We start from the raw sequence: 12,980 nt of genomic DNA on the forward strand, positions 1-12,980 counted from the left end.
GAGTCTAGGACACTTTTCCCCCGAGGAGAGGGTATGCTATCCCCGGGAGGATTAGGCCATGGCCTACAAGCACATTCGTATCCCGGAGGAGGGCGAGCGGATCACCATCAAGGACGGGGTCCTTCAGGTACCCGACCGGCCCCTCATCGGCTTCATCGTGGGCGACGGCACCGGCCCCGATATCTGGAGAGCGGCCAAGCCCGTCTTAGATGCCGCCGTAGAGAAGGCCTACGGGGGCAAGCGGAAAATCGTCTGGGTGGAGATCTACGCGGGAGAGAAGGCCAATCAGGTCTACGGCGAGCCCATCTGGCTTCCCGAGGAGACCCTGGAGTTCATCCGGGAGCACCTGGTGGCCATCAAGGGTCCCCTGACCACCCCCGTGGGGGGCGGGATCCGCTCCATCAACGTGGCCCTCCGGCAGGAGCTGGACCTCTACGCCTGCGTGCGGCCGGTGCGTTGGTTCCAGGGGGTGCCGAGCCCGGTGAAGCACCCGGAGCTCGTCAACATGGTGGTCTTCCGGGAGAACACCGAGGACATCTACGCCGGGATCGAGTGGCCCGCGGGGAGCGAGGAGGTGAGGAAGGTCCTGGACTTCCTCAAGCGGGAGTTCCCCAAGGCCTACGCCAAGATCCGCTTCCCCGAGACCAGTGGCCTCGGGATCAAGCCCGTCTCCAAAGAGGGCACGGAGCGCCTGGTGGAGGCGGCCATCGAGTACGCCATCAAGGAGGACCTCCCCAGCGTCACCTTGGTCCACAAGGGCAACATCATGAAGTTCACCGAGGGGGCCTTCCGGGAGTGGGGCTACGCCCTGGCCAGGGAGAAGTACGGCGCCGTGCCCCTGGATGGCGGCCCTTGGCACGTGATGAAGAACCCCAGGACGGGCCGGGACATCGTCATCAAGGACGTCATCGCCGACAACTTCCTGCAGCAGATCCTCCTCCGCCCCGACGAGTACTCGGTGATCGCCACCCTGAACCTCAACGGGGACTACATCTCCGACGCCCTCGCCGCCCAGGTGGGGGGGATCGGCATCGCCCCCGGGGCCAACATCAACTACAAGACCGGCCACGCCGTCTTTGAGGCCACCCACGGCACCGCGCCCAAGTACGCGGGCCAGGACAAGGTGAACCCCTCTAGCGTCATCCTCTCCGGGGAGATGATGCTCCGCTACCTGGGTTGGAATGAGGCGGCGGAGCTAATCCTTGCCGCCATGGAACGCACCATCTCCAAGGGCCTCGTCACCTATGACTTCTACCGCCTCCTACAGGCGGAGGGGAAGCCCGCCACCCTCCTCAAGACCAGCGAGTTCGGCCGGGCCCTGATTGAGCACATGTAGCTAAACGAGGGCGAAGCGGGCCTCGAGGGCCGGAAGGTCCGCCTCCAGGAAGCGGAGGCGGGCCTCGGCGTTCAGGGGAAGGGCCTGGGAGAGGGCCACCTGGGCGGAAAGCCCGAGCTCGGGGAGGAGGAAGACCCCGTGCGCCCCCCTTCGCTCCACCAGGACCCCAGGCCCCTCGTAGCCCTTTTCCTGGAGGTAAAGGAGGGTCCAGTGGAGCTTGCTCTTGCGCTCCGCCTCCCGCACAGCATCGGCCACCGCCTCCGCCGCCCCTACCCGCTCCAGGAGCTCCTTCTGGGAAAGGGGCCTTCCCCCCTTGAGCCAGGCCCTTAGCTGCTGGTGGGCCACCAGGTCCAGGTAGCGCCTTAAGGGGCTCGTCACCTGGGCGTAGAAGGGGAGGCCCAGGCCCTTGTGGGGGGCGGGGACCGCCTTGAGCTGGGCCCGTTTGAGGGCTTTCCTTTGCTCCCACATGGCGGCAAGCCCCTCCCCCTCCACCCTCCGGCTTGGGGCCTCTTGGGTGGCGAAGGGGAAGGGAAGCCCTTCCCTAAGGGCCAGGTGGGCGGCGGCGTAGCCCGCGAGGAGCATGGCCTCCCGCACCCAAAGGCGGCTTGGGTAGGGAGGAAGGGGCGTGATGCGGATCTCCTCCCCCTCCACCCGCACCTTGACCTCGGGCAGAAAGAGGTCCAGGGCCCCTTGGGCCAGGCGCTTCCGGTGGAAGGCCTCCGCCAACCGCCGCAAAGGGCCGAGCTCGGGCCGGTCCAGAGCCTCCTTGTAGGTGAGGCGCTGGACCCGGACCCAGCTCGGGTAGACCCGTTCCTCCAGGAGGTCCCCCTCCTCCGAGACCACTAGTTCAAAGGTGAGGGCCGGAGAGACCTCGTTCAGGCCGAGGCCGAGTGCCTCCGTGACCCCAGGGGGGAGCATGGACACCGTGCCCTCGGGAGGTAGAGGTTCGCCCCCCGGCGCAAAGCCTCCTGGTCCAGGGGGCTTCCGGGGGGGACGAGGGCGGCCACGTCGGCCACGTGGACGAAGAGGCGGAAGCCCCCCTCCACCCGCTCGGCGAAGACGGCGTCGTCGGGGTCTTGGCTTCCCTCGTCGTCTATGGCGAAGGCGGGGAGGTGGGTGAGGTCCACCCGGTCCTCCTCGGGGAGGGGGGGGACGGGGAGGTCCGGGGGCTGGAGGGGAAGGCCGAGCCTCCTTGGGTGGGGGTTTTCCCTCTGCCAAAGCCCCAGGCGGAGGAGGAAGGCGTGGGCCGCCTCGGGGGTTTCGGGGAGGCCCAGGGCCCGGAGGACGGGGCTTTCCTTCCTCTCCCCCCGGGCCAGGGCCTCCACCTCGGCGAGGAGGGGGCGGTCTTCCTCCTCTGGGGTCCCCCTCCTAAGCCGCTCCACCCCTTCCCGGAAGGTCCTTTCCCGGGCCTCCTTCTGCCTTTGGGCCTCGAGGAGGGCAGCAAGCTCCTCCCGGGTCCGCGCCCGGACCCTTTCCCCCTCCAAAACGAAGCGCTCCCCCTTTTGGGCGAGGAGAAAGGCCCCGTAGGCGGCCTCCGGGGTGTAGGCCCCGTAGACCAGCTCGGCGAGCTCCCTAAGGCTCACCGTCTGCCCCTCCAGGAGTTCCCAGGCGGCCTCCTCCTCCCCCTCGGGCACCTTCAGGCCTAAGGAGGCGGGCCCCGGGTGGAGGAAGAGGACGTCCTTGGGACGCACCCTCAGCTTTGCGCCTCCTTCCAGCGTGAGTTCCAAGCGGCCCCCCTTCTCCTCGGCGAGGGCGGGTTTGCCTTTGTAGACGACAAGGGCTTGCTTGACGGCCATGGGTGTCCTCCTTATAATGAAGCTTGGGTGGCCGGGAACTGCGTAGCGGGTCCCCGGCCTCAATCCTTTTGTTGGGGCTTAGGCAGGACGACAAGCCCGTATCCCATGTACCCTTGGGGACCCCGGCGGAGCTTTTGCTCTATGATCCGCCAGTCTTCTTTTAGGGGTTTCTTGAGGTACCAGCGCCCAATGGGTGTGGCCACCAGGTCTGCCAACTGGAGCCCCGCTATGTTTTCCCGCTTTTTGCGGAACTCTAACTCCGAGCGATGCAGAGCCCTTCGGAGCCTCTTGGCTGACAGGTAACGGGTTCCCCTTTGTAGGAGGTCTTCCCAAGCGCGCTTGAGGCTCCCATCCAGGTGGGGGGCGCGGCTTTCCGCAGTGACCTTGGCCTGGCTTCCGCGCTCCTCCACCTCAAAGACCAGCCTTTCCACCAACACCTTCAGGGAAAGCTCGTAAGGGTCCAGGGCGGCTTCTCCGTAAACCTCCTTGTGGCGCCGCTTATCCACCACCACAGCCGCCACAGTGTACTCCCACCTTGCCATGGCCTCGTTAAGCGTTTCGTAGAACTCCAGGCGGAACCGTGGATCTTTTAGACGCTCAAAGCCGTTGCGGTTACGCGTTATGTCGGCGGTGTGGAAGACGACCCCGTCATGGCCGAATAGCTTTCTCTTGATTTGGGCCATCTCCGGAACGATGACGGTCTCATAGTGCTCCTCGTCCACGAGTAGCCCCACCAGGACGAAGATGGGGTAGTATGGATCCATTCTGTCTAGGACGTGATCTCCAGACTCGTCCACAAAGCAAAGAAGCATTATCCGCCCCGCCATTATACTGGCTCCCATGGAATGGGACCTCTCCGACCTCTATTCAGGCCCCCAAGACCCGAGGATCCTCCAGGACCTCGAGGCCGCCCTCGCCCTGGCCCAGGGCCTTGACCCCCAGGGGCTTTTGGACCCGGAAGGGGCCCAGGACCTCTTGGAGCGGTACGAGAAGGCCCTGGAGCTTGCCTACAAGCCCCTGAACTACGCAAGCCTCTACTTCGCCACCCGCACCCAAGACCCCGAGGCGAAGGCCCTTTTGGACCGGGTGCGGGGCCGCTTCACCGAGGTGAAAAACCGCCTCGTGCCCCTGGAGGTGGCCTTAAGGAAGCTTCCCGATGAGGCCTTCCAGAGGCTCCTCGCCCACCCGGGCCTCGCCGACCTCGGCCACTTCCTGAAAAGGCAAAGGGCCTACGCTCCCCACACCCTCTCGGAAAGGGAGGAGGAGCTTCTGAACCTCAAGGCCCTGGTGGGAAGGAGCGCCTGGAGCCAGTTCTACACGGAGTACACGGGCCGGTTCCGCTTCCGGGTGGGGGAAAGGGAGCTCACGGAGATGGAGGTCCGGGCCCTCCGCCGTGACCCGGACCCCGAGGTGCGCCGCGAGGCCCACCGGGCGCTTTACGGGAAGCTCCTCGCCGAGGCCCCCACGCTGAGCGCCGTCTTCAACGCGGTTTACCTGGACTACCTCCAGGACCTCCGCCTTAGGGGCTACCGCCACCCCTTGGAGCCCGTGGCCCTCCGCGACGAGGTGGAGGTGAGGGAGATTGAGGCCCTCCTGGAGGCCACAAAGGCCCACTACCCCCTGGTGGAGCGCTACTACTGCTGGAAGGCGGGGAGGCTCGGCCGGGAGAAGACCCCAAGCGAGGACCTCCTCGCCCCCCTGGGGGAGAAGCCCAAGGTGCCCTTTGCCGAGGCGCGGGCCCTGGTGCTGGAGGCCTTCCGCCGTTTCTCCCCCGAGCTTGCGGAAATCGCCCGGGAGTTCTTTGAGAAGTGCTGGATAGACGTCTACCCGAGGCCCGGCAAACGGGGCGGGGCCTTCTGCTCTGGGGGGCTTCCCTCCACCCACCCCTACATCCTCCTCAACCACACGGACGACCTGGACAGCGCCCACACCCTCGCCCACGAGCTCGGGCACGGGGTGCACTTCTACCTCGCCCGCAAGCAGCGCCTCCTCAACTTCGGGGCCTCCACGCCCCTCGCCGAGACCGCCAGCGTCTTCGCCGAGATCCTCCTGGACGACCTCCTCCTGGAGAGGCTTTCCGGGGAGGAAAAGACCCTCCTCCTCGCGGAGAGGGTGGAGGACGCCATAAACACCCTCTTCCGCCAGGTGATGTACACCTTCTTTGAAAGGCGAAGCCTCGAGGCCCGCAAGGAAGCTGCCCTCTCCCCCGAGGCCTTCCACGCCCTCTGGGACGAGGAGCAGAGGAGGCTCTACGGGGAGGCCGTGGCCTGGACGGAGCTTGACCGCGCCGCCTGGGCGGGCATCCCCCACTTCGTCCACTACCGCTTCTACACCTACAGCTACGCCCTGGGCTACCTGGTGGTCCTGGCCCTCTACGGCAAGTACCGGGAGGAGGGGGAGGCCTTCGTGCCCAAGTACCTGCGGATTTTGGAGGCCGGGGAGAGCGCTAGCCCCAAGGAGATCCTGGCCGAGGCCGGGGTGGAGCTTGGCTCCGAGGCCTTCTTCCGCTACGGCTTCGGCGTCCTGGAGTCTTGGCTAAAGGCCCTTCCTTAGGCGAGAATAGGGGGATGGACCTGGTCTTTCGCCCCGAGCGCTACCCCTTCCTCACCCAAGACCTCCCCGGGGTGGGCGGGGAGATCCGGGTGGAGCCCCAGGACTTCCAGGTGGAGGAGGTGCCCGCCTACCTCCCCAAGGGGGAAGGGGAGCACCTCTACCTCCTTCTGGAGAAGGAGGGCCGCACCACCCGGGAGGTCTTGGAGTTCCTGCGGGACGAGGTGGGGGTGCCCGAAAAGGAAATCGGGGTGGCGGGCCTTAAGGACAAGCACGCCCGCACCCGCCAGTGGTTCTCCATCCCAAGGAGGTACGAGGACGCCCTCTGCCTTCTGGAGAACCTCCAGGGCGTGAGGCTCCTTGCCGCCGACCTCCACACCAACAAGCTCAGGACGGGGCACCTCAAGGGGAACCGCTTCCATATCCTCATCCGCCGCCCCAAAGGGGGGGTGGCGGAGGCGGAGGCGGTCCTAAAGCGCCTCGCGGAGAAGGGCGTCCCCAACTACTACGGTCCCCAGCGCTTCGGCCTTGGGGGGCTAAACCCGGTTAGGGGCTACAAGCTGGTGAAGGAGGGAAAGGGCCGGGGAAGCCCGTGGCTCAAGCGCTTCCTCATCGGAAGCCTCCAGAGCCTCCTCTTCAACGACTGGGTGGCCCTGAGGATGGCCCTGGGCCTCTACGACCGGGTGGTCCCCGGGGACTGGGCCAAAAAGCACGCCACGGGAGGGGAGTTCCTGGTGGAAGACCCGAAGGAGGCCGAGCGCGCCCTAAGGCTTGAGATCAGCGCCACGGGCCCCCTCTTCGGCAAGAAGTACCCCGAGGCCCAAGGGGAAGCGAGGGCCATAGAGGACGAGGTCCTCGCCCGCTACGGCCTCAAGCGGGAGGAGTTCAGGGCGAGGCGGGGCGCCCGGAGGCCCATCCGGGTCCCCCTCTCGGAGTGGAAGGTGGAGGAGGCCCCGGAGGGGCTTTGGCTTTCCTTCTTCCTGCCCAAGGGGAGCTACGCCACGAGCCTTCTTCGGGAGGTGATGAAGGTGGAAGCCCTAGACCACCTGGAAGCCGAACCAGCCCCCGAGGACGCCGAGGGCCTCTAGCCGGGCCTCCACCTCTTCCCGGTCTTCAGGAAGGCCTGTGAGGAGGAGGTAGAGGAGGCCGGAAAGCTCCCCGAGGACCAGAAAACCCGTCTGGGCCCGCTCCTCCTCCCAAAGCTCCTCCATCCGCCTGCGGGCCATGCGGTGGGGCACCCGGAGGAAGTGCCCGGGCCCGTGGTGGGACTTGGGGGCGGGGTGGGGGTTTTCGGGGTCGCAGTAGGCGGGGTCCTCGTCGGTCAGGACCCCCCGGCAGGCCAGGGGGCGGTGGGCGTAGACCCCGCAAAGCCCCTCCTCCAGGAGGGGGCAGGGGCTGCGGCGTAAGAAGAAGCGGCGGGGAAAGGTGGGGTCGTCCTTTTCGCGGGCGAGAAGGGCGAGGCGCCTCGGGCCCTTCTCCAGAACGCGGGCCTTCTGTGTCTCGGTGAGGTGGGGGAGGAGGGCCTGGGCCTCGAGGCGGCTCGCCGTTACCCAGCCGTAGCAGCAGGCGAAGCACCCCGGGCCGCAGGAGGGACGGATCCCTTTTCGGGCGAGGTAGTCGGCGATCCCCTCGTCCAGCGCCCGGAAGGCCCGCTCCACCGCCTCCACGCCCCGTAGAATACGCCTATGCCCGCGCCCTTTCTAGAACCCCTGGAGCCCGGGGTCTCCCCGGCGGTGTCCGCCTGGATCAAGGGCCTGAAGGAGGTGGCCCTGCACCTGGACAAGTGGGCCTTTGACCTCCCCGAGGAGCCCTTCTGGCGGCGGCCCAAGGAGGGGGCGAACCCCATCGGCGGCCTGGTGCGGCACATCGCGGGAAGCTCCTTGCGCCTCGCCCACTACGCCCTGGGCGTGGAACTTCCCGAGTGGGCGAGGAAGGGGAGGGAGTGGGAGCTTTCGGGCGCGCCCGAGCCCAAGGAGGCGGTGGAGGCCCGCTTCCGGGAGGCCTGGGAGGTCCTCCTCGCCGCCTTCCGCCGGGTGGAGGAGGCCGCCTTGGCGGAGGTGGTGCGCGTAGGGCACCTGGGCGCCGAGGCGCCCCGGGCCCACGTCCTCCACCACCTGGTGGAGCACGCCCAGCACCACGCCGGCCAGGTGATCTACGCCCGGAAGCTCCTTTAGCGCGTAAGATGAGGCCATGGTACGCGTGGGCATGCGCGCCGCGCCCCGGGTGAGCCTCGAGGCCCTGAAGGCGGCCCTGGGCGGCCTGAAGCTTTCCGAGGCCAAGGTTTACCTCATCACCGACTGGCAGGACAAAAGGGACCAGGCCCGTTACGCCCTCCTCCTCCACACGGGCAAGAAGGACCTCCTCGTCCCCGACGCCTTCGGCCCCGCCTTTCCCGGGGGAGAGGAGGCCCTCTCCGAGCTTGTGGGGCTCCTCCTCGCCCAGGGGGCGAGGAGGTTCTACGAGGCCGTGGTCTCCCCCGGGGAGATGACGGCCCTCTTGGACCTGCCCCCGGAGGAGCTCCTCAAGCGGGTCATGGCCATCGCCAACCCCACGGATCCCGGGATCTACCTCAAGCGGGCGGCTTAGGAAGCTTCTTCACAAAAGGGGGCCTAGACCCCCCTTTAAGGTTTTTGAGGGGGGTGAGCCGATGCGCGCGGTGGTGCTCAAGGGCTTCGGCGGGTTGGAGATGCTGGAGGAGCGGGACCTCCCGGTGCCCGAGCCCGGGCCCGGGGAAGTCCTGGTGAAGAACCTGGCCATCGCCGTGAACCCCGTGGACGCCAAGATCCGGGCGGCGGGGCGCTGGGCGGGGGTGGAGCCCCCCTTCGTCTTGGGCTACGACGCCGCCGGTGTCGTGGCCAAGGTGGGCCCCGGGGTGAGGGACCTTAAGGAGGGGGACGAGGTCTACTACACCCCCGAGATCTTCGGGAACCCCCACGGCACCTACGCCGAGTACACCCCCGTGCCGGCGGAAATCGTGGCCAGGAAGCCCAAGAACCTCTCCTTTGCCGAGGCCGCCGCCATCCCCCTGGCGGGGGGCACCGCCTGGGAGGCGGTGGTGCGCCGCCTGGCCGTGCGCCCGGGGGAGACGGTGCTGGTGATGGGCGGGGCGGGGGGTGTGGGCTCCTTCGCCGTCCAGTTCGCCAAGGCGGCGGGGGCCTACGTGATCGCCACGGCGAGCGCGGAAAACCTCTCGGTGCTCAAGGAGCTCGGGGCCGACCTCGCCTTGGACTACCGGGGCCCCTGGCCGGAGGAGGTCCTCAAGGCCACGGAGGGTCAGGGGGTGGACGCCGCCTTGGAGACCGCCGGGGAGAGCCTGGTGGAGCGGGTCATCCCCGTGGTGCGCCCCTTCGGCCGCATCGCCACCATCCTGCCTCCCCAGGGGAACCTGGCCGGGCTTTACACCAAGAACCAGACCCTCTACGGCGTCTTCCTCACGCGGGAGAGGAAGCGCCTTCTGGAGATGCGCCCCCTCTTTGAGCGGGGCCTGGCGAGGCCCCTCATCGCCGAGGTCCTCCCCTTCAGCCTGGAGAACCTGAGGAAGGCCCACGCCCGCATGGACTCCGGGCACGGGCGGGGGAAGATCGTCCTCACCTTTCAGGCGTAAAGGGCCTTAAGCCGCGCCGCCTCCTCCGCGAGAAGGGGGAGGCGGCTTAGGTCTACTCCCGTGGCGAGGCCCCGCTTCTCCAGGTGGGGGAGGACGACCTCCGTGGGGAGGTTGCCCACGAGCTCGTCTCCGGCGAAGGGGCACCCCCCACCCCTGCCAGGGCCCCCTCGAGCCAGGTGACCCCCGTCGCAAGGACCGCCTCCACCTTGGCCAAGGCCTCCTCGGGCCGGGCGTGGAGGTGGGCCCCGAGGCCTTCCGGGCCAAAGCGGGCCACGGCGGCCTTCAAGACCTCATGAATCCGCTTGGGGTCCGCCACCCCGTAGGTGTCGGCGAGGGCGATCTCCCGCACACCCATTTCCCGCAGGCGGGCGATGGCCTCCAAAACCCCCTCCACGCTCCAGGGGTCCCCGTAGGGGTTGCCGAAGGCCATGGAGAGGTAGACCACAAGGCCAAGCCGCCCCTCTGTCCTCTCCACCATGGCCGCCACCAGGGGCCAGGAGGCCTCTATGGAGCGGTTGGTGTTCCTCCGCTGGAAGGTCTCGGAGAGGGAGAAGGGGTAGCCCACGTGGGTGAGGTTGGGGGCGGCGAGGGCCCTTTCCAGGCCCTTCTCGTTGGCCACGATGGCCAGGTAGGTCCTGCCCTCGGGGGGCGGGAGGGCCTTTAGCACCTCCTCGGCGTCCGCCATCTGGGGTACCCACTTGGGGGAGACGAAGCTGGTGAGGTCCAGGTGGGCGAAGCCCGCTTCTAAAAGCCTTTTCAGGAAGGCTACCTTCTCCTGGGTGAGAATAAAGCGGGAAAACCCCTGCCAGGCGTCCCTGGGACACTCCACCCACCGCACGCTCGCCTTCACGCTTCCACCCCCTAAAGGGCGCCCTGGGCCTCCAGAAGCTCCTGGGCATGGGCCAAAGCCGCCTGGGTGTAGGCCCCGGAGAGGAGGCGGGCAATCTCCTGCACCCGGGCCTCGCCCGCCAAGGGCTCCACCCGCACGCCCTCCGGGGCCTTGCTCACCCGGAAGTGGCGCTGGGCCACGGCGGCCACCTGGGGTAGGTGGGTCACCACCAGGACCTGCCGCTTCTCGGCGAGGCGCCGGAGCCTTTCGGCGAGCCGCCAGGCGGTCTCCCCGCCCACCCCGGCGTCCACCTCGTCAAAGACCACGGTGGGCGCCTCGGTCCCCGTGAGGAGGGCGAGGGCCAGGGCCACGCGGGAGAGCTCCCCGCCGCTTAGGGCCTCGAGGGGGGCCGGGGGCAGGTTGGGGTTCGGGGCCACCCGGAAGGCCACCGCCTCGAGGCCCTGGGGGCCGGGCTCGGGGAGGGGCTCCAGGACCACCGCGAAGCGGGCCCCGGCGAGGCCCAGGGCGGGAAGCTCCTGCACCATCCCCTCCGTAAGCCTTCGCGCCGCCTCCTCCCGGGCCCGCCTCAGGGCCTGCCCCCGGGCCTCTACCTCCTCGTGGAGGGCCTTGAGGAGGCGCTCCACCTCCGAAAGCCGCTCCTCCCCCCTTCCATCCGGGCGAGCTCCTCCCGGGCCTTCCTGGCGTGGGCCAGGACGTCCTCCAGGGTGGGGCCGTACTTCCGCTTCAGGCGCTCCAGGAGGCTGAGGCGGGCCTCCACCCGGTCCAGCTCCTCGGGGTCCAGGTCCAGGCCCTCCAGGTGGTCCTCCAGCTCCCGGGCCACGGCCCGGACCGCTTCGGCCGCCCCCGAAAGCTCCTCGGCCAGGGCCTCGAGGGCCGGGTCGTGCCGGGCCGCCGCCCGCACCTCCTTCGCCGCCAGGGCCAGGAGGTCCTGGGCTTCCCGCTCCGTGAGGAGGGCGAGGGCCCGGGCGAGCCTTTCCCGGATGGTCTCCAGGTGGCGGAGGCGCTCCGCCAGGGCCAAAAGCTCCTCCTCCTCCCCGGGCCGCACCCGGGCCTCCTCAATCTCCCGGATCTGGTAGCGGAGGAGGTCCTCCCGCTCCGCCCGGGCCTTTAGGCTTTCCTCCAGGGCCGCCTTCTCCTTCAGGAGGGCCTCGCGCCGGGCGTAGGCCTCCTGGTAGGCGGCGAGGAGGCCCTCGGGAGGAGGGCGTCCAGGGCCTCCCGCTGGCGCCTGGGGGAGAGGAGGGCCAAGGCGGTGTGCTGGGCGTGGAGGGAGAGGCGCCTTTCCGCTTCCGCCTGGAGCTCCTTCAGGGTGACCACCTCCCCGTCCACCCTGGGGGTGGAGCGGGCCCCCACGCGGCGGGAGAGGACCGCCTCCCCGGGGGGGCCCTCAAAGAAGGTGGTCACGAGGAGGCTTTCCCCGTAGGGCCCGATAAGCCCCTCCGCCCGCCCCCCGAGGAGGAGGGCGAGGGCGTCCACGAGGAGGCTTTTCCCCGCGCCCGTCTCCCCGGTGAGGACGTTGAGGCCGGGGGCGAAGTCCAAGGCGGCCTCGCGGATGACGGCGAGGTTCTGGACCTCGAGGCGGCGGAGCATCCCCCCCATTTTAAGGGGGCCCCGCGGGGGCCTTCAGGGCATGGGGTGGGCCAGGGCGAGCCTGCGCACCTCTTCCCGCAGGGCCTCCGAGGGGCCCTCCAGAAGGGCCCGGTCTATGAGCTCGGCGACGAGGGGCATCTCCTCGGGGGTGAAGCCCCGGGTGGTGATGGCCGGGGTGCCGACGCGGATCCCCGAGGTGACCCGGGGGGCTTCGGGTCAAAGGGGATGGCGTTCTTGTTCACCGTGATCCCCACGGCGTCCAGCCTCTCCTCCGCCTCCTTCCCGGTGAGGCCCTTGGGGCGCAGGTCCACGAGGAAGAGGTGGTTGTCCGTCCCCCCGGTGACGATGCGGTAGCCCCGGCGGGCAAGCTCCTCCGCCAGGCGCTTGGCGTTTTCCACCACCAGGCGGCTGTACTCCTTGAACTCGGGCTGTAGGGCCTCAAAGAAGGCCACGGCCTTCCCGGCGATCACGTGCTCCAAGGGCCCCCCTGGATCCCGGGGAAGATGAGCTTGTCAATCCTCTTGCCGAGCTCGGGGTCGTTGGAGAGGATGAGGCCGCCCCTCGGGCCCCGGAGGGTTTTGTGGGTGGTGCTCGTCACCACGTGGGCGTAAGGCAGGGGGTTCGGGTGGAGGCCCGCGGCCACGAGCCCGGCGAAGTGGGCCATGTCCACCACGAGGTAGGCCCCCACCTCGTCGGCGATCTCCCGAAAGGCCTTAAAGTCCCAGAAGCGGGGGTAGGCGCTGGCCCCGGCCACGATCACCTTGGGGCGGTGCTCCAGGGCGAGGCGGCGGACCTCCTCCAGGTCTATGAGCTCCGTGTCGGGACGGACCCCGTAGGAGACCACCTTGTAAAGCTTCCCGGAGAAGTTCACGCGGGAGCCGTGGGTGAGGTGGCCGCCGGCCGCGAGGTCCATGCCCATGAGGGTGTCCCCCGGCTCCATCAGGGCCATGTAGACCGCCATGTTGGCCTGGGAGCCGGAGTGGGGCTGGACGTTGGCCCAGGCCGCCCCGAAGAGCTGTTTGGCCCGTTCTATGGCCAAAGACTCCACCTGGTCAACGACCTCGCACCCCCGTAGTACCGGGCGTTGGGGTAGCCCTCGGCGTACTTGTTGGTGAGGACGCTTCCCACCGCTTCCCGCACCTGCGCCGAGACGAAGTTCTCGCTGGCGATGAGCTCCAGTCCTTCCCTTTGCCGCTTCTCCTCCAGGGCGATGAGGCGGAAGAGGGCCTCGTCCCGCAACGTGGTCCTGACCATAGG

8 protein-coding genes and 4 pseudogenes are annotated in these 12,980 nt (G+C 68.6%); 6 read left to right on the plus strand and 6 right to left on the minus strand.

Annotation, left to right across the window (positions count from 1 at the left end; all coding sequences use genetic code 11):
• The first annotated feature begins 58 nt into the window (after positions 1-58).
• The gene (gene icd, locus AV541_RS03075; protein ID WP_060384209.1) at positions 59-1,336 is read left to right on the plus strand and encodes an NADP-dependent isocitrate dehydrogenase; all 1,278 of its coding nucleotides are present in this window, start codon (positions 59-61) and stop codon (positions 1,334-1,336) included.
• Here the strand turns inward: icd and AV541_RS03080 are convergent.
• Together AV541_RS03080 and AV541_RS03085 are read right to left on the minus strand one after the other, a co-directional pair.
• A pseudogene (locus tag AV541_RS03080) lies at positions 1,337-3,027 on the minus strand (RNB domain-containing ribonuclease).
• 164 nt (positions 3,028-3,191) lie between these two features.
• Complete coding sequence (locus AV541_RS03085) at positions 3,192-3,944, minus strand: DUF3800 domain-containing protein (RefSeq protein ID WP_014510698.1); 753 nt, start codon at positions 3,942-3,944, stop codon at positions 3,192-3,194.
• A 28-nt stretch (positions 3,945-3,972) separates the two neighbouring features.
• Here AV541_RS03085 and AV541_RS03090 point away from each other — a divergent pair, with 28 nt between their 5' ends.
• Both AV541_RS03090 and truD read left to right on the plus strand, forming a co-directional pair.
• Positions 3,973-5,685, plus strand: a complete 1,713-nt coding sequence (locus tag AV541_RS03090) for a M3 family oligoendopeptidase (RefSeq protein WP_060384210.1) — start codon at positions 3,973-3,975, stop codon at positions 5,683-5,685.
• 14 nt (positions 5,686-5,699) lie between these two features.
• Positions 5,700-6,770, plus strand: coding sequence for a tRNA pseudouridine(13) synthase TruD (truD, locus tag AV541_RS03095; RefSeq protein WP_060384211.1), 1,071 nt, complete (start codon positions 5,700-5,702; stop codon positions 6,768-6,770).
• Here the strand turns inward: truD and AV541_RS03100 are convergent.
• Positions 6,720-7,349 (minus strand): YkgJ family cysteine cluster protein, encoded by a 630-nt coding sequence (locus AV541_RS03100; protein WP_060384212.1) that lies wholly within the window; start codon positions 7,347-7,349, stop codon positions 6,720-6,722. The genes truD and AV541_RS03100 overlap by 51 nt on opposite strands.
• An 18-nt stretch (positions 7,350-7,367) precedes the next feature.
• Here AV541_RS03100 and AV541_RS03105 point away from each other — a divergent pair, with 18 nt between their 5' ends.
• From AV541_RS03105 to AV541_RS03115, 3 genes are all read left to right on the plus strand, one after another.
• Complete coding sequence (locus AV541_RS03105) at positions 7,368-7,856, plus strand: DinB family protein (protein WP_008633120.1); 489 nt, start codon at positions 7,368-7,370, stop codon at positions 7,854-7,856.
• 16 nt (positions 7,857-7,872) lie between these two features.
• Positions 7,873-8,268, plus strand: a complete 396-nt coding sequence (locus AV541_RS03110; protein ID WP_011173575.1) for a DUF3197 domain-containing protein — start codon at positions 7,873-7,875, stop codon at positions 8,266-8,268.
• A gap of 61 nt (positions 8,269-8,329) precedes the next feature.
• Entirely contained in the window at positions 8,330-9,286 is a 957-nt protein-coding gene (locus AV541_RS03115; RefSeq protein WP_060384213.1) for a zinc-dependent alcohol dehydrogenase family protein, read from the plus strand.
• On the opposite strand, the pseudogene AV541_RS03120 reads toward AV541_RS03115, so the two are convergent.
• From AV541_RS03120 to glyA, 3 pseudogenes are all read right to left on the minus strand, one after another.
• Positions 9,277-10,136: pseudogene (locus tag AV541_RS03120) on the minus strand (hydroxymethylglutaryl-CoA lyase). The gene AV541_RS03115 and the pseudogene AV541_RS03120 overlap by 10 nt on opposite strands.
• Before the next feature lie 11 nt (positions 10,137-10,147).
• A pseudogene (locus AV541_RS13000) lies at positions 10,148-11,732 on the minus strand (DNA repair protein RecN).
• 24 nt (positions 11,733-11,756) lie between these two features.
• Positions 11,757-12,977, minus strand: a pseudogene (glyA, locus tag AV541_RS03130) (serine hydroxymethyltransferase).
• Positions 12,978-12,980: the final 3 nt, after the last annotated feature.

This window comes from Thermus parvatiensis, from assembly GCF_001535545.1.
Classification (GTDB): domain Bacteria; phylum Deinococcota; class Deinococci; order Deinococcales; family Thermaceae; genus Thermus; species Thermus parvatiensis.

Coding starts and splice junctions, on each gene's coding strand:
- AV541_RS03105 (WP_008633120.1), top strand. CDS start 7,368: ATGCCCGCGCCCTTTCTAGAACCCCTGGAGCCCGGGGTCTCCCCGGCG.
- AV541_RS03085 (WP_014510698.1), bottom strand. CDS start 3,944: ATGCTTCTTTGCTTTGTGGACGAGTCTGGAGATCACGTCCTAGACAGA.
- truD (WP_060384211.1), top strand. CDS start 5,700: ATGGACCTGGTCTTTCGCCCCGAGCGCTACCCCTTCCTCACCCAAGAC.
- AV541_RS03115 (WP_060384213.1), top strand. CDS start 8,330: ATGCGCGCGGTGGTGCTCAAGGGCTTCGGCGGGTTGGAGATGCTGGAG.
- AV541_RS03110 (WP_011173575.1), top strand. CDS start 7,873: ATGGTACGCGTGGGCATGCGCGCCGCGCCCCGGGTGAGCCTCGAGGCC.
- AV541_RS03090 (WP_060384210.1), top strand. CDS start 3,973: ATGGAATGGGACCTCTCCGACCTCTATTCAGGCCCCCAAGACCCGAGG.
- icd (WP_060384209.1), top strand. CDS start 59: ATGGCCTACAAGCACATTCGTATCCCGGAGGAGGGCGAGCGGATCACC.